16 protein-coding genes and 1 pseudogene are annotated in these 14262 nt (G+C 70.4%); 6 read left to right on the top strand and 11 right to left on the bottom strand.

Going from position 1 to position 14262, the window contains the following annotated elements; genetic code table 11:
- Nucleotide 1 precedes the first annotated feature (1 nt).
- From WB794_RS11010 to WB794_RS10980, 7 genes are all read right to left on the bottom strand, one after another.
- Complete coding sequence (locus WB794_RS11010) at nucleotides 2-562, bottom strand: hypothetical protein (protein ID WP_337335902.1); 561 nt, start codon at nucleotides 560-562, stop codon at nucleotides 2-4.
- 89 nt (nucleotides 563-651) lie between these two features.
- The gene (locus tag WB794_RS11005; RefSeq protein WP_337335901.1) at nucleotides 652-1908 is read right to left on the bottom strand and encodes an O-antigen ligase family protein; all 1257 of its coding nucleotides are present in this window, start codon (nucleotides 1906-1908) and stop codon (nucleotides 652-654) included.
- Nucleotides 1898-2992, bottom strand: a complete 1095-nt coding sequence (locus WB794_RS11000) for a glycosyltransferase (RefSeq protein ID WP_337335930.1) — start codon at nucleotides 2990-2992, stop codon at nucleotides 1898-1900. The genes WB794_RS11005 and WB794_RS11000 overlap by 11 nt, the downstream gene beginning before the upstream one ends.
- 40 nt (nucleotides 2993-3032) lie before the next feature.
- Nucleotides 3033-3221 carry a zinc-finger domain-containing protein gene (locus WB794_RS10995; RefSeq protein ID WP_337335900.1) on the bottom strand — a complete coding sequence of 63 codons (189 nt, stop codon included), beginning with the start codon at nucleotides 3219-3221 and terminating at the stop codon, nucleotides 3033-3035.
- 100 nt (nucleotides 3222-3321) lie between these two features.
- Nucleotides 3322-3903: a YceI family protein gene (locus WB794_RS10990; protein ID WP_337335899.1), complete on the bottom strand. Its 582-nt coding sequence runs from the start codon at nucleotides 3901-3903 to the stop codon at nucleotides 3322-3324.
- A gap of 27 nt (nucleotides 3904-3930) precedes the next feature.
- Nucleotides 3931-4539, bottom strand: coding sequence for a malonic semialdehyde reductase (locus WB794_RS10985; RefSeq protein WP_337335898.1), 609 nt, complete (start codon nucleotides 4537-4539; stop codon nucleotides 3931-3933).
- A gap of 31 nt (nucleotides 4540-4570) precedes the next feature.
- On the bottom strand, nucleotides 4571-5266 hold the full coding sequence (locus tag WB794_RS10980) for a pirin family protein (RefSeq protein WP_337335929.1): 696 nt from the start codon (nucleotides 5264-5266) through the stop codon (nucleotides 4571-4573).
- Between the two features lie 315 nt (nucleotides 5267-5581).
- Between WB794_RS10980 and WB794_RS10975 the strand changes: the two genes are divergently transcribed.
- Genes WB794_RS10975 through WB794_RS10955 form a run of 5 tightly spaced genes read left to right on the top strand, consistent with a single transcriptional unit; the run spans nucleotide 5582 to nucleotide 9754 of the window.
- Nucleotides 5582-6502, top strand: a complete 921-nt coding sequence (locus tag WB794_RS10975) for a LysR family transcriptional regulator (protein WP_337335897.1) — start codon at nucleotides 5582-5584, stop codon at nucleotides 6500-6502.
- A gap of 2 nt (nucleotides 6503-6504) precedes the next feature.
- The gene (locus WB794_RS10970; protein ID WP_337335896.1) at nucleotides 6505-7503 is read left to right on the top strand and encodes a mitochondrial fission ELM1 family protein; all 999 of its coding nucleotides are present in this window, start codon (nucleotides 6505-6507) and stop codon (nucleotides 7501-7503) included.
- A complete protein-coding gene (locus WB794_RS10965; RefSeq protein WP_415926685.1) occupies nucleotides 7487-8536 on the top strand; it encodes a class I SAM-dependent methyltransferase in 1050 nt (349 codons plus the stop codon). Before WB794_RS10970 ends, WB794_RS10965 begins: the two co-directional genes overlap by 17 nt.
- Nucleotides 8533-9240, top strand: a complete 708-nt coding sequence (locus WB794_RS10960) for a pseudouridine synthase (RefSeq protein WP_337335894.1) — start codon at nucleotides 8533-8535, stop codon at nucleotides 9238-9240. Before WB794_RS10965 ends, WB794_RS10960 begins: the two co-directional genes overlap by 4 nt.
- Before the next feature lie 31 nt (nucleotides 9241-9271).
- Nucleotides 9272-9754: a tRNA (cytidine(34)-2'-O)-methyltransferase gene (locus WB794_RS10955; RefSeq protein WP_337335893.1), complete on the top strand. Its 483-nt coding sequence runs from the start codon at nucleotides 9272-9274 to the stop codon at nucleotides 9752-9754.
- 19 nt (nucleotides 9755-9773) lie between these two features.
- Here the strand turns inward: WB794_RS10955 and WB794_RS10950 are convergent, their stop codons facing one another.
- Nucleotides 9774-10787, bottom strand: a complete 1014-nt coding sequence (locus WB794_RS10950) for an NAD(P)H-dependent glycerol-3-phosphate dehydrogenase (RefSeq protein WP_337335892.1) — start codon at nucleotides 10785-10787, stop codon at nucleotides 9774-9776.
- Nucleotides 10788-10791: 4 nt separating this feature from the next.
- Nucleotides 10792-11307: a protein-export chaperone SecB gene (gene secB / locus WB794_RS10945; protein WP_337335891.1), complete on the bottom strand. Its 516-nt coding sequence runs from the start codon at nucleotides 11305-11307 to the stop codon at nucleotides 10792-10794.
- 162 nt (nucleotides 11308-11469) lie between these two features.
- Between secB and aroE the strand changes: the two genes are divergently transcribed.
- Complete coding sequence (gene aroE, locus WB794_RS10940; protein WP_337335890.1) at nucleotides 11470-12303, top strand: shikimate dehydrogenase; 834 nt, start codon at nucleotides 11470-11472, stop codon at nucleotides 12301-12303.
- 125 nt (nucleotides 12304-12428) lie between these two features.
- Here the strand turns inward: aroE and WB794_RS10935 are convergent.
- Together WB794_RS10935 and WB794_RS10930 are read right to left on the bottom strand one after the other, a co-directional pair.
- A pseudogene (locus WB794_RS10935) lies at nucleotides 12429-13817 on the bottom strand (thrombospondin type 3 repeat-containing protein); the annotation flags it as partial.
- Between the two features lie 16 nt (nucleotides 13818-13833).
- Nucleotides 13834-14166, bottom strand: coding sequence for a hypothetical protein (locus tag WB794_RS10930; protein WP_337335888.1), 333 nt, complete (start codon nucleotides 14164-14166; stop codon nucleotides 13834-13836).
- Nucleotides 14167-14262: the final 96 nt, after the last annotated feature.

Below are 14262 nucleotides of genomic sequence, written 5' to 3'. Positions count from 1 at the left end.
TTCAGTCGCTCCAGCCCCAGGGCGCGGGCGGCGCGTCCACGGCGTTCTGCAGATCGAAATCCACCTGGAACACCCGCTCGGTGCCGAGGCGCTGCACGCCGTAGCTGAAGGTCTTGCCCGGCACCAGCCGCATCGACCAGACGTTGGAGAAGGCGTATTCGATGACCCGGCGGGTTTCCTCGTCGGCCGGAAAATACTGCGCATCGGCGCGCCCGGCGTTGGCGGTGGTGCCACCGTACATCGTGACCTCCTCCGGCGTGCCGTCGGCGTGGCGGTGGTCGTGCTTGAGCTCGATCCGGTCGCCCCTGCGGGTCAGCACCCAGGTGCGCGAGAGATCCTCGCCCACGACGAACGGGACGCGGATGCGATCGGCACCGCAGTCGCGCACGTGCATCACCAGGCGCTTGCCGGCGAAACCGTCGTCGCCGGCCGGTTCCTGCACCACCTGGCCGGTGTAGGACTTGCCGCAGAGGCTCGAAAGCTCGCGCCAGAAGTCATCGGCCGGCGAGGCGAAGGCGACGCCGGAGGCGGCGAGCAGGCAAAACGTGGACAGGGATCGCATGGGGATGACCTCACGGCGTGGACGGCCGGTCACCATAGCCGCAGCGGCGCGCGAATGCAGCGGCGCGCTGTCGCGGCGCGGCGGAGCCATCAGCGGCCGGGGTGCGCCGCGTCTGCTGACGGATCCGCGGCACCGGCCAGGAGCGCCAGCCAGATGCCGACCAGCCAGATCAGGAGCAGGCCCCAGAAGGCGGAATAGACCGCGTAGTGCGTGTTGACCGGAAACAGCGCCACCACCAGCGCGATGGCCGCGGGCATCGCGCGCGCTCGTGCGTTCGCGGGCTGGCGTCGCCAGCCGCGCCAGCCGAACAGCACGGCAAGCAGCCAGCAGGCCAGCCCGATCGCGCCGGTTTCGCTCCACAATTCCAGCATGATCTGGTGGGCGTGGAAGGCCCCCTGCCCGGTCTGCGCATCGACGAATACATCATCCGGTGCCGCGTAATCGGGATAGGCATGGCGGAAGGCGCGCACGCCCACGCCGTTGACCGGATGGTCCTCGCCCATGCGCCAGGCCACGTCCCAGATGGCCAGGCGGCCCGACAGCGCGTGCTCGATGCCGTCGTGGTCAGCGCCGAGCGCCGCTGCGGTGCGATCGAGGCGCTGCGCGAAACGTTCGGACGACACGTAGCCCAGCGCCGAAACCAGCGCGACCAGGACCATTGCGGCAACCAGCCCGAGCAGCGCTCGGCGGCCGCCGAGCAGGTGCCAGAGCGCCAATCCGCTGCCCAGCGCCAGCCCGATCCACGCTGCCCGCGCGCCGGCCAAGAGCACCACCACCAGCAGCGCGAGGAAGCAGACCAGCAGCCCCCAGGCGCGGAACCTGTGCCAGGCCGCGATGAGCGCGAACGGTGCCAGCACCGCGATCACGCCGCCGAGCTTGAGATTGCCGGCACCAAAAATCCCGCTGAGGCGGTCGCTGGTGGCGGCACCGCCCAGGCTCAGCCCGGTCGTGGCCTGCAGCAGCGCGTCGGCGCACCAGGTCAGGGTGAGCGCCGCGATGCCGGTCAGCAGCGTGCGGCCGGCGTCCTGCCCCTCGCGCACCGGCTGCGCCACGAACAGGAGGAAGGGCAGGAAGCGCAGGTCGAGCGCGACTTCCACCCAGCTCTTTTCCGGAGCCAGGCTGTCCGGGGCCGACGCAAGCTGGGGCAGCCAGTAGGCCAGCCCCAGCACAAGCGCCAGGCGCGTCGTCGGCAGCGCCCAGTCGATGCGCCCGCGCGCGAGGGCAATCAGTCCGGCAATGGCACCGGCCAGCACCGGCAGCTCGGCCGCCACGCCGAAGGGCAGCACCGCCACCGTGGCCAGCAGCAGCCCGTGTGCCAGCGACAGGTGCGCGCGCTCAGCGGCCATCGCGCACCTCGGCGTAGACCGCCAGCGTCGCGGCCTGCATGGCATCGAGCGAGAACGCCTCGAAGGGTGCCGGCTGCGGGCGCCGTGCCAGCCACGCCAGGGCGCGTCCGCACAGCGCATCCAGGTCATCCCGCGCCACCGCGCCTTCGGGGAAACCGCGCCCCAGCAGCTCGCCCACCCCGCCGTGGTCCCAGCCCAGCACCGGCACGCCCAGCGACAGCGCCTCGGTCACGGTGCGGCCGAAGGCCTCGGGGCGGGAGGACAGCTGCAGCACGGCCAGCGATTCGGCCATCACCTCGCGGATGTCGGGACGCGGCGGCGCAAAGGCGACGCGGTCGCCCACGCCAAGACGCGCGGCCTCGGCGCGCAGTTCGTCCACATAGCGTTCGCGGCCGGGCTCGACCACGCCCTGCAGCAGGAGCGCCGCCTCGCCGCCGCGCGCGCGCAGCCGCGCGATGAGCGCGAGCGCTTCGGCGTGGCCCTTGAGCCGGGTGCCGCGCCCCGGCAGCACGAACCACGGCCGCCCCGCCAGCGCCGGGTGCTGCGCGAAGAACGCCGCGCGCCAGGCCTCGCTGGCGCGGTGCCCGCGAGGAAAGGCGGCCGGATCGATGCCGCGCTCGATCACCCGCAGCGCCTGCGGATCGACTTTGGGATAGTGCGTCAGCACGTGGCGACGCACGGTTTCCGAAACGCAGACCACGCGCTCGCCGCGCGTCAGGATGGCGCTGTAGGCGCTGACGGAATTGAGTCCGTGCACGGTGGTGACGACGGCGGGCCTCGGCCCGCGCAGGCCGCGCAGGGCGAACTGCGCGATCCACGCCGGCAGGCGCGAGCGCGCATGCACGACGTCGGGTCGCTGCCGCTCGATCAGCCGCCGCAGCGCGAACACCTGGCGCAGCACGAACGGCGACTTGCGGCCGATGGCCAAGGTGAAGTGGGTGCCGCCGGCCGCTTCCAGCTCCGGCACCAGCCGTCCGCCGGCCGACACCACCAGCGCGCGGTGCCCGGCGCGCGACAGCGCCTGCGCGATCTCGATCGTCGAGCGCTCCACGCCGCCCGACTCCAGCGCCGGCAGGAGCTGCATCACCGTCAGCGGAGCGGGCACGCCGGCCCCTTGCTGGCGATCAATCCTTGAGCACGTAGACCGCGCTGCAGTACGGGCAGCGCACCTCGCCGGTCGCGTCCACCGGCAGGTACACGCGTGGATGCGAGCACCACAGCTCCATCCCCGGCATCGGGCACGACAGCGTCAGGTCGGCGCGGGTGACTTCGTAGCGCTTCTGCGCGTTGGCGGGCGTCAGGGCGGTGCTCATGGGAGATTCCCGAAAAAGACGGCGATCCACGCATTCTAGCGCGGATCGCCGCGATCCCGGCCCGGACGGCCGGGCGGCAGCGCTGCGGGAACGTCCGCCGTCACTGCGCCTCGACGTAGGCCTCGGTGGTGATGCGCAGGTGGATTTCCGGCCCGGTCACCATGGTGTACCTGTCCACGCCAAAGGCGGTGCGATCGATCGTGCCCGTCGCGTCGAAGCCGGCGGCCTGGACCTTGCGCATCGGGTGCTCGCCGACCTTGTTGACCGTGACATCGAACGTGGCCGACTGGGTGACGCCGTGGATGCTCAGGTCGCCGGTGACCTTGAGTTTGCCTTCACCGGCGGCTTCGACCGCGGTGCTCTTGAAGCTGGCCGTGGGGAACCGGGCGGCATCGAAGTACTCGGCGGCCCGGAACTCCTCGTCGAGCTTGGCGACGCCGGAGGTGACGCTGGCGATCTGCGTGGTCACATGGATCGAGGATGCCGCCGGATTGGCAGGGTCATAGACCAGGGTGCCCTCGGACGCATCGAAGCGCCCGGTGATGTTGGAAAAACCCATGTGGCTCCAGGTGAACTGGATCTGGGTGTGGGTCGGGTCGATGGTGTAGGTGACCGGCTCGGCAAAGGCGGGTGCGGCGGCAGCGGCGGCGACCAGGGCAAGGGCAAGAAGGCGGGTTTTCATCGGAACTCTCCTGAAAATGGCGGTGGATCAGAGGATACGGCAGGCTTCGTCGAACGGCAGGCGCGGGTTGCGGGGGCGCAGCGACGCGCGGTTTCCATAGCCGATGTTGCACATGAAATTGGCACGAATCCGCGTGCCCGGGAAAAACTCCGCGGTGACCTTGTCGGCATCGAAACCCGACATTGGCCCGCAGTCCAGGCCGAGCGCACGCGCAGCCAGGATGAGGTAGGCGCCCTGCAGCGAACTGTTGCGCCAGGCGGTCAGGAGGGCGGCCTGCTCCGGCGCGCCTTCGAACCACGCGCGCGCGTCGGCGTGCGGGTAGAGGTAGGGCAGCTTTTCGTGGAAGTCGAGGTCGGCACCGATGATGGCCGTGACCGGTGCGGTCAGGGTCTTGTCGCGATTGCCCTCGTCCATCAGCGGAATGAGCCGCGCCTTGGCCTCGGCGGAAACGACCCAGGCCACCCGCGCCGGCACCGTATTGGTCTGCGTCGGCCCCAGCCGCGCCAGCGCCCAGATCTGTTCGATCTGGTCGGTCGATACCGGCCGGTCCAGCCAGGTGTCGTGGGTGGAGGCGAAGGTGCGCGCGGCGCGGAAAAGCTGGTCGAGCGCGGCATCATCCAGCGGGGAATGCGGCATCGGGATTCCTTGCGAAAAAAGTGATGTGGGGTCAGGCCAGGTCGAACAGCAGAACGGCGCTGTCGACCCTGGCGCGCAGAACGAGTTCATCGCCACCGCTGATCGCCAGGCCATCGCCGGCGTCCAGCGCCTGGCCGTTGGCGTCCAGCGAGCCTGACACGACCTGGACGAAGGCGCGTCGCCCGGTGACCAGCGGTCGCGCCAGCGTACTGCCGGCCGGCAGCGTGGACAGGTGGAGGCTGGCGTCCTGGTCGATGGTCAGGCCGCCCTCGCGCCCGTCCGGCGACACCACGGTCTGCCAGCGCCCGCGCCGCTCGGCCTCGTCGAAAGCGCGCTGGGCGTAGCTTGGCGGCCGATCCCTGTGCGCCGGGTGCAGCCAGATCTGCAGGAAGTGCACGGGGTCGCTGGACGAAGGATTGAATTCGCTGTGCTCGATGCCGGTCCCGGCGCTCATGCGCTGCACCTCGCCGGCCTCGATGGTCTGCACGGTGCCGATGCTGTCGCGGTGCGCCAGCGCGCCCGAAAGCACGATCGAGACGATCTCCATGTTGGCGTGCGGATGGGTGGAAAACCCGCCCTTGGGTGCCACCACGTCCTCGTTGATCACCCGCAGCGAGCCAAAGCCCATGCGGCGCGGTTCGTAATAGTGGCCGAAGGAGAAGCTGTGGCGGCTGTCGAGCCAGGCCAGTCGGGTGCGGCCGCGTTCCTGCGATGGAATGAGTTGCATGTTCATGGCCATCATCTTATGGGCGCGGATCGCCTCCGATAAGACGGATTCATCGGAATCCGGTGTTCACTCACATGCAACAGTGCGGCACTACCGAGGCGGTTCGTCATTGGATGGACTCGCCCCCCGACGCGGTGTTCGATGCTCGGCAGATACAAAAGCACGGCAATTCATAGTCGGGATGGGCGATCAGAGGTTGCCGTGGCACCGCCATCCTGCGCCAGCGGCCGCTGCCCGCCGGCTTCACGCGCGGCTTGCGCGCCCGACCTGATAGATTGGACCACCGACCGCGTCGCAGCTTCCGCCCACGCCGCCATGTCCCACCTCGACAGCATCCGCACCTTCCTGCGCGTCGCCGAGCTCGAGAACTTTTCCGAGACCGCGCGCCAGCTCGGCGTGCCCAAATCGCTGGTGACCCGGCGCATCAAGGCGCTGGAAGACGCGCTCGGCACGCCGCTCCTGGTGCGCACCACGCGGCGGGTGCGGCTGACCGAGGCCGGGGCGCTGTACCGCCAGCACGTCGCCGGGCTGGTGGAAGAGCTGGATTCGCTGGAGAGCAGCATTTCCGGCAGCGCGCTCAATCTGCGCGGGCTGATGCGGATCAGCTCGCCCACCGCCTTCGGCATCCAGGCCCTGCGCCCGGCGCTGGCCAGCTTCCTGCGCCAGCATCCCGAACTGACCTTCGAGCTGGTGCTCAACGACCAGCCGGTGAATCCGGCGGAAGAAGGTTACGACGTGGTCATCACCGACCGCGGCGCGGTTTCCGGCCAGTTCCAGGAGGAGCCGCTGCTGCGCTTCGACCTGGTCTGCTGCGCCGCGCCCGGCTATCTGGCCGAACACGGCACGCCGGCCGAACCGGCCGATCTGCGCCAGCACGAGGTGATCCAGTATCTCTACAACGACAGCGGCCTGGAATGGCGCTTCATGCGTGGCGAAGAGACGTTCCGGGTGCTGGTGCATCCGCGCCTGTCGACCAACAGCGGCGCGGTGATGCGCGATGCGGCGCTGGACGGCGAGGGCATCACCCTGTTGCCGTACTTTCTGGCGCGCGAGGATCTGGCCTCGGGCCGGCTGGTGGAAGTGCTGCCCGGCTACGGACTGCCGCAAAAGATCATGAAGGCGGTGCTGCCGCGCCGGCGCGAAACGGTGCGCCGCAGCCAGCAGCTGATCCAGTACCTGCGCGAGGCGCTGGCGTCTACCTGCCCCGAGCGCGGCGCGCTGCGCGAGCCCGGTTGACCGTGGGCGCGATACCCGCGTCGCCGACGCGCCGCGCGCTGGTGCTCAGCGACGGCGCGGCAGGCAACGAGAACCAGGCGCTGGCGCTGGCCTCGCTGCTCGCGCCAGCGGTCGAGGCGCTGCGGCTCGAATCCCGCGCGCCGTGGCGCTGGAGCGCGCCCCGTCGCCTGCCCGGCGCGGCGCGGGCATTCGGGCCCGCATTCGCTGCGCGACTGCGCGCGCCCTGGCCCGAGCTCGTCGTCGGCTGCGGGCGTCAGGCCGCGCTCGCCACCCGCCTGCTGCGCGCGGCCAGCGGCGGCACCTGCCGCAGCGTGCAGATCCTCGATCCGCGCATCGACGCGCGCCACTTCGACCTGGTCGTGGCACCGGCGCACGACGGGCTGCGCGGCGAAAACATCATCACCACGCGCGGTGGCCTCAACCCCATCGACGATGCCTGGCTCGCGCAGGCGCGCGACCGCTTCACCGCGTTCGCCCGCCTGCCCGCGCCGCGTCTGGTTCTCCTCATCGGCGGGCCGACGCGCGCGCTGGCGCTGGATGAAGCGTACTGGCGCGCCCTTGCGGCGGCGCTCGGGACGCAGCTCGCGCAGGCGGGCGGCAGCCTGCTGGTGACGAGCTCGCGGCGCACGCCGGCGTGGCTGCGCGACGCCGCGCGGCGCGACCTTGCGCCGCTCACCGCGCACCAGTGGCACGGCCCGGACGACGGCGAGAACCCCTACGCCGGCTTCCTGGCCTGGGCCGACGCCATCGTGGTCACGCCCGATTCGGTCAACATGCTCAGCGAAGCCGCCGCCACGCGCGCGCCGGTGTTCACCTTCGCGCCGCGGCCGCCGCGCGGCAAGGTCGGGCGCTTCGTGGAATCGCTGCGCCAAAGCGGACGGGTGCGGGCGCTGGGCGACGACTTCGATCCCGGCGCGATCACGCCGCTGCGCGAGGCGGCGCGCGTGGCGGCGGAGATCCGCACGCGATTCGGGTGGGATGGCGATGCGCACCGCGGATGACGACGACGCGCTGGCGGCGCTGGCCTGGGCGCTGGAAACCGGCGCGTTCGCCCTGCCTGAAGGCGAGGTGCTGTTCCTGAACGCGCGCCCGGGTCACGCGCTGCCGCGGCCCGGCTGGCGCTGCGTGCAGCCGCTGCGGCCCGCGTTCGAGGCGCTGGCAGCGGCCGGCTTCGACGCGACGCCGGAGATCGCCGTCGCGCGCTGCGCCACCGCGCTGCTGCGCGCGCCGCGCTCGCGCGAGGCCACACGCGCCCAGCTGGCGCAGGCCGTGGATGCGCTGGCACCCGGCGGGCTGATCGCCGCGGCCGCCGGCAACAGCGCGGGCGGGCGCGGGCTCCAGGGCGACCTGGCCGCGCTTCTGGGCGAAGCGCAGGGTGGCTCCAAACACCGCTGCCGCGTCGCCTGGGCGCGCAAGGACCCGACCCGCATCAACGCCGGACTTCTGGCGCAGTGGCGCGCGCTGGGCGAGGTGCGGCAGGTGGTGCACGGCGGACTTTGTTTCTGGACGCGGCCCGGCCTGTTCGCCTGGGATCGGGTCGACGCCGCCTCGGCACTGCTGGCCGAACACCTGCCCGTCGGCCTCGCCGGGCGCGTGGCCGACGCCGGTGCCGGCTGGGGCTATCTGTCGATGGCGCTGCTGCGCCGCTGCCCGGGCATCGCCACGCTGGACCTGTTCGAAGCCGACGCGCGCGCGCTGGAGCCGGCGCGGCGCAACCTCGAAGACGCGCTGGCGGGCCGCACCGATGTCGCCATCCGCGCGCACTGGCACGACGTCACCGCCGGCCTGCCCGGTCCGTTCGATGCGGTGGTGATGAACCCGCCCTTCCACGTCGGACGCGCCGACGATCCGGCGCTGGGTCGCGCCTTCATTGCCAGCGCCGCCGCCGCCCTGGCACCCGGCGGCGCGCTCTGGCTGGTCGCCAATCGGCACCTGCCCTACGAAGCCGAGCTGGAGGCGCGATTCGGCACCGTGCGGCGCATCGCCGAGCGCGACGGTTTCAAAGTGATCCACGCGAAGGAACCCCGCCGATGAGCCTGCTGCGCAAGATCGCCAACCTGGGCTACGGCAGCCGCCGCGAGGTGCTGGCACTGTTCGCGGACGGTCGGGTCACCGACGCGGATGGCGAGCCGCTCTACGGCGACGACCGGGTACCGCACGAGACGGTGCGCATCGATGGCGAGCCGCTGGACCCCGCGCCCGGGATCGTCATCGCGCTCGACAAGCCGGCCGGCTACACCTGCTCCACGCGCGATCCTTCGCGCCTGGTGTACGACCTGCTGCCGCCGCGCTTCCGGCGGCGCACGCCGGCGCTGTCCAGCGTCGGTCGCCTCGACCGCGACACCACGGGCCTGCTGCTCCTGACCGACGACGGCCAGCTCCTGCACCGGATCATTTCGCCCAAATCGCAGGTGCCCAAGACCTATGAGGCGACGCTCGCCGAAGACCTGCGCGGCGACGAGGCCGAAGCGTTCGCGTCGGGCCGCCTGATGCTCGATTCGGAAACCACCCCGCTCGCGCCCGCGCGCCTGGAGGCGCGCGGCCCGCGCCGCGCGCGCCTCACCGTCACCGAAGGCCGCTACCACCAGGTGCGCCGCATGTTCGCCGCCACCGGCAACGCCGTGATCGCGCTGGAGCGCGTTGCGATCGGACAGCTTCGGCTGGATGCACTCGGTCTGGCACCGGGTACCTGGCGCGCGCTGGACGCCACGGAGGTGGCGCAGGTGCTGGCTGGCTGAAGGGGCGGCGCGGCTGAGCGACAATACGCCGATGTTCCACGTCGTCCTCTACCAGCCCGAAATCCCGCCCAACACCGGCAACGTCATCCGGCTATGCGCCAACGCGGGTGCCGCACTGCACCTGATCGAGCCGCTCGGCTTTGCGATCGACCACGCCAGGATGCGGCGCGCCGGGCTCGATTACCGCGAGTTCATGGATCTGCGCGTGCACTCCTCGCTGCAGGCGTTCCTCGACGCGGTGCGGCCGGCACGGCTGTTCGCGTTTTCCTCGAAGGCGCGCGTGCGGTTCGACCGGGTGGCCTATGCGCCGGGCGATGCGCTCATGTTCGGCCCGGAAACCCGCGGCCTGCCCGGCGAGGTGCTGGACACGATCCCAGACGCCCGGCACCTGTACCTGCCGATGCGCCCGCGCAACCGCAGCCTCAACCTTTCCAACACGGTGGCGATCGCGGTGTACGAGGCGTGGCGCCAGAGCGGCTTCGACGGCGCGGCGGAGCCATCCGCCGACGGATGATGCGCCGTCTCGCGCAGGATCAGACCGGATATTCGGGCTTCTGCTCGCGCGCCATCAGCCAGGCCAGGCCTTCACCCGGCGTGATCTCGCCGTGCAGCACGCGCTGCACCTGGGCGCTGATCGGAAGATCGAGCCCGTGGCGGTTGGCCAGGCGCATCACCTCGTCCACGGTCTGCACCGATTCGACCACCTGGCCGATCTCGCGCACCGCCTCGGCAACGGTCTTGCCTTGCCCCAGCGCAAGCCCGAGGCGGCGGTTGCGCGACAGGTCGCCGGTGCAGGTGAGCACCAGATCGCCCAGTCCGGACAGGCCCATCAAGGTCTCTGCGCGCGCCCCCAGGGCCTCGCCCAGACGCAGCATTTCGTTCAGTCCGCGGGTGATCAGGCCCGAGCGCGCGTTGAGCCCCAGTTGCATGCCGTCGGCCACGCCGGTGGCCACGGCCAGCACGTTCTTCATCGCGCCGCCCAGTTCGGCACCGATCATGTCGGTGCCGGTGTAGACGCGGAACGTGGGCCCGTGCAGCGCGCGCGCCACGATCTGCGCGAACTGCGGATCGAAGGCGTGCGCGGTGACGGCGGTAGGCAGACCCTGCGCCACTTCACGCGCGAACGATGGTCCGGTGAGCACGCACAGCGGCGTTTCGGGGCCGAAGACCTCCTGCGCCACTTCGTGCAGGAAGCGCCCGGACCCCGGCTCGAAACCCTTGGTCGCCCAGGCCACGCCGACGCCGGCGCGCTTGAGCGGCGCGACGTCGCGCGCGGTGCGGGTGAAGGCGTGGCTGGGCACCACGATGAGCACCAGGTCGGCCTCGCGCACGGCGTGCGCGAGGTCAGCGGTGTAGTGCAGCGCCGGCGGGAGCGGCACGTCCGCCAGGTAGCGGACGTTGCGGCCGGTGGAAGCCATCGTGGCGATGGCTTCCGGATCGCGCCCCCAGAGCGTGGTTTCCAGGCCGCTGCGCGCGCCCTGCGCGGCAAGCGCCGTGCCCCAGGAGCCGGCACCCAGCACCGCCAGCCGCAGCGGGCGAGCGGGCATGGGATCAGGCGTGGCCGGCATCCGGCGTGGTGTCCGTCTGCCCTTCGCCCTGCTGGCGACGGCGCAGCGACTCGGCGTAGATCTGGTCGAAGTTGATCGGCTGGATCAGGAAGGGCGGGAAGCCGCCGTTCTGCACCATGTCGGCAATCTGCTGGCGGGCGTACGGGAACAGCGTGTTGGGCGCATAGGTGCCCAGCAGCGCGTCGGTGTTCTGCGCATCGAAGCCCGCGATGGTGAAGATGCCGGCCTGCTGCACTTCGGCCAGGTAGGCGTTCTTGCCGTTGAGGGTGCAGGTCAGCGAGACGGTCAGCACCACCTCGAACACGCCCTCGCCCAGGCCCGCGACCTTCTGGCCGAGGTTGAGCTGCAGCTCCGGCTGGCCCTGTTCCTGGAACACCTGCGGCGCGTTGGGTGCCTCGAAGCTCGCGTCCTTGATATAGATGCGCTGCAGTGCGAACTGCGGCTGGTTGCCGGCTTCGGGGGCAGCGCCTGCGGCGCCGTTGGCGGTCTCATCGGCCATGGGTGACTCCAGATTGATTGGGGAAGAGGGCCGTTTCGCGGGAAACGACAAAAGGACGCGGATTATCCCACGCCCTGCCTAGATGGGCCAGCCGCCGGCGCTTTTCAAGTCCGCCGGCCCGCGCCGGTGCTACCTTGCCGCTCCCATCCGCGGAACCTGCCCATGCCGTCCGACCCGATGCCGCGCTTCGCCGTCCTCGGCCAGCCCGTCGCGCACAGCCTCTCGCCGCGCATCCACCGCCGCTTTGGCGAGGCCTGCGGCATCGCGCTGGACTATCGCGCGATCGAGCTCGCGCCCGAGGCGCTGCCGGCGCGGCTGGCGGCTTTTCACGCCGAAGGCCTCGGGGGAGCCAACGTCACCCTGCCGCTCAAGGAGCTGGCGGCGCGCGCGTGCCGGGAGCTGTCTGATGCGGCGCGTCTGAGCGGAGCGGTCAACACGCTGATCCGGCGCGAGGACGGCTGGCTGGGCGATAACACCGACGGTGCCGGCCTGGTGGCCGACCTGCGCCGCCTCGGCGTGCGCCTGGCCGGGGCGCGCGTGCTGCTGCTGGGTGCGGGCGGCGCGGCACGCGGCGTGGTGCCGGCGCTGTTCGATGCCGGCATCGCTTCGCTCACCGTCGCCAACCGCACCGCCGCGCGCGCCGAGGCGCTGGCGCACGACCTGCAATCGTGCGGCGATATCGCAACCTGCGGCTTCGAGGCATTGGCCGGCGCCGACGGCTTCGACCTGATCCTCAACGCCACCTCCGCCGCCCGCTCCGGCCGCGCGCTGGCGCTGCCCGCCACGCTGCCGGCACCCGATGCGGCGGCCTACGACCTCTCCTACGGCGAGACCGCGCAGCCCTTCCTGGCCTGGGCGGCTTCCGCCGGCATCGCGCGCGCCGCCGACGGCCTGGGCATGCTGGTCGAACAGGCGGCCGAAGCCTTCCAGCGCTGGCACGGCGTGCGCCCCGACGCCGCCGCGGTGCTGGCCGAACTGCGCGCGGAGCGGGTCTGATCCAGCGCCCGATCCGCCGCTCTTGCGACCAGCCGGTGAAAACCACCCGCCAAGCGCGCACCGCGCCGGAATCGCGCTGCCCCGGACTCATGCGGGAACCTCGAACAACCTCCCGTCTTGCGTCATTACGGCTTTCGCTTGAATGACGCCGGTTTTTCGGCCGGCAGCGGCGATTCGAACCCATCGTCGAACAGATGGTCGAGCCGGCAGCGGCCCGCCGAACACGGGTCGGACAGCGGCACTCCCGCCTGCGGATACTCCACGCCATCGTGAACGCCGTCCCTGTCGGAATCGACCTGGTTCGGATCGGTGCCGAGCAGGTATTCGAACCCGTCGATCAGCCCGTCGCCGTCGCTGTCCACGTTCGGATAGGCGTAGCCGAGCACCATGCTCGATCCGGTCGGCCAGGCCGACGTATAGCCCTGCGCCTCGAAGCTGCCCCGGTCGCGCTCCAGAAACACCGCGCAATCGTCATCGGCGGTCTTGCACTTGAGCCACAGGCGCTCCGCGCCTCGCGGAATGCAGGCGGGTTCCGGCGTGCAGGACTGGTAGACATAGCCTTGCAGGCCCCGATAGTCGTACCCGGCGTTGCTGGCGGTCTGCACCTGCGCGGCGGATGTCAGCAACAGGAAGTCGCGGTTGCCGCCGTTGCAGCCCGGTACGCCGGGCGTGCACCCCGCAGGCCAGGGACGGGAACGGTCCAGCCAGTAAAGCGGCACCAGCGCCGGATGCGAGGCGTCGACCTTGAACTCGGTGGTCAGCACGTAGGCGCTGGCGCGCGGAGACGGCGGCGGCGGTGTCGGGTACTGGTACGGGAAGCTCGGGTAGCCCGGCGTCAGTGCCCCCTGTGGCTGGTAGCTTCCCGCCTGATTGATCATGAAGGCCAGCGCGGCCTGCGGCACCGTGGTGTGCGCCCAGTCTTTCGCGGCCGCGCCGTAGAACGAGAAGAGCGGCGTCAGGCGATTCTTCATCGCCTTGCCGTCGCTGTGTCCCAGCATGGCGGCAACCGCCGAATCGGCCCGGATCGTTCCATATCCGAGCCTGGGATCCCATGTGTCCGGAAACGTGGGAAGCATGCTGCTCTGGATCATTACCGAGCGGATGCCGTGGTAGGGCGGGTCCAGCACGCCTTCGCCCGGCAGCACCAGCGGATTGATCGAACGCAGGATACCCGCCAGCCCCGACACCAGCGGTGCGGACATGGACGTGCCGGTGCACGGCCCCTGCCCGTCGCCGTTCGTTCCGAGGGCCGCGTCGTCGCAGAGAATGGTCGGACTCCACGGCATGCCGGGATAAAGCGTGGACAACACGCGCCGCGCCGGCGCGACGTGCTCCTGCCTGGCGTCGGTTGCAGCGTTCACGGTGTAGTTGGAGCCGCACTCCATGTCGGAGTAGGTTGGCGAAAACGGGCAATTATCGCTGTGGTTTGGGGGCGGGTCTTTGTCCTCATCCCAGAAGTCCAGGGATTCATCCAGCCCGCCCACGCTGGCCACCCGTGGATCGCTGGCGGGGAAGTTGAGCCTCCCCCGGTCATTTGCCCGACGCGGCTACCATCAGGACGCCTTGAGAACTGGCGTAGGCAATGGTGAGGCATTCCGGATCGTTCTGGAACAGTGGGTCAGCGCAGACATTTTTCGGATAATCGAAGGTGCCATTTCCTTGTCCGCCAAAACTCATGTTCACGACCTGGGTGCCCGTCTCGGCAAGGAGTGTCAAACCAACCCAAGGGGCGACTTGATTAATGTATGGAAAAACAATTCCTGACGAAAGGCAAGTGTCTTGGATTATTCTTCCAGAGACAAGGCCGCAATTCTTGCATGCTCCTGCCACGCCATCGGTGTTCGTGTGATTTGCAGCAATCAAGCCACCTGATTAGCCCTGACTCTCAGCTCGTCATTCCTGCGAAGGCAGGAATCCAGTGTCTTTGCTTCCAGATGCCCCCACAACAAAAGCCAAGTC

The organism is Denitratimonas tolerans, from assembly GCF_037203605.1.
Classification (GTDB): domain Bacteria; phylum Pseudomonadota; class Gammaproteobacteria; order Xanthomonadales; family Xanthomonadaceae; genus Denitratimonas; species Denitratimonas tolerans.
Note: the sequence above shows the minus strand (reverse complement) of the source record. Positions and strands in the feature narration are given on the sequence as shown.

Excerpts from the sequence above, each read along its gene's own strand:
- WB794_RS11010 (WP_337335902.1), bottom strand. The coding sequence starts at position 562 with ATGCGATCCCTGTCCACGTTTTGCCTGCTCGCCGCCTCCGGCGTCGCC.
- WB794_RS11005 (WP_337335901.1), bottom strand. The coding sequence starts at position 1,908 with ATGGCCGCTGAGCGCGCGCACCTGTCGCTGGCACACGGGCTGCTGCTG.
- WB794_RS11000 (WP_337335930.1), bottom strand. The coding sequence starts at position 2,992 with ATGCAGCTCCTGCCGGCGCTGGAGTCGGGCGGCGTGGAGCGCTCGACG.
- WB794_RS10995 (WP_337335900.1), bottom strand. The coding sequence starts at position 3,221 with ATGAGCACCGCCCTGACGCCCGCCAACGCGCAGAAGCGCTACGAAGTC.
- WB794_RS10990 (WP_337335899.1), bottom strand. The coding sequence starts at position 3,903 with ATGAAAACCCGCCTTCTTGCCCTTGCCCTGGTCGCCGCCGCTGCCGCC.
- WB794_RS10985 (WP_337335898.1), bottom strand. The coding sequence starts at position 4,539 with ATGCCGCATTCCCCGCTGGATGATGCCGCGCTCGACCAGCTTTTCCGC.
- WB794_RS10980 (WP_337335929.1), bottom strand. The coding sequence starts at position 5,266 with ATGCAACTCATTCCATCGCAGGAACGCGGCCGCACCCGACTGGCCTGG.
- WB794_RS10975 (WP_337335897.1), top strand. The coding sequence starts at position 5,582 with ATGTCCCACCTCGACAGCATCCGCACCTTCCTGCGCGTCGCCGAGCTC.
- WB794_RS10965 (WP_415926685.1), top strand. The coding sequence starts at position 7,487 with ATGCGCACCGCGGATGACGACGACGCGCTGGCGGCGCTGGCCTGGGCG.
- WB794_RS10960 (WP_337335894.1), top strand. The coding sequence starts at position 8,533 with ATGAGCCTGCTGCGCAAGATCGCCAACCTGGGCTACGGCAGCCGCCGC.
- WB794_RS10955 (WP_337335893.1), top strand. The coding sequence starts at position 9,272 with ATGTTCCACGTCGTCCTCTACCAGCCCGAAATCCCGCCCAACACCGGC.
- WB794_RS10950 (WP_337335892.1), bottom strand. The coding sequence starts at position 10,787 with ATGCCCGCTCGCCCGCTGCGGCTGGCGGTGCTGGGTGCCGGCTCCTGG.
- secB (WP_337335891.1), bottom strand. The coding sequence starts at position 11,307 with ATGGCCGATGAGACCGCCAACGGCGCCGCAGGCGCTGCCCCCGAAGCC.
- aroE (WP_337335890.1), top strand. The coding sequence starts at position 11,470 with ATGCCGTCCGACCCGATGCCGCGCTTCGCCGTCCTCGGCCAGCCCGTC.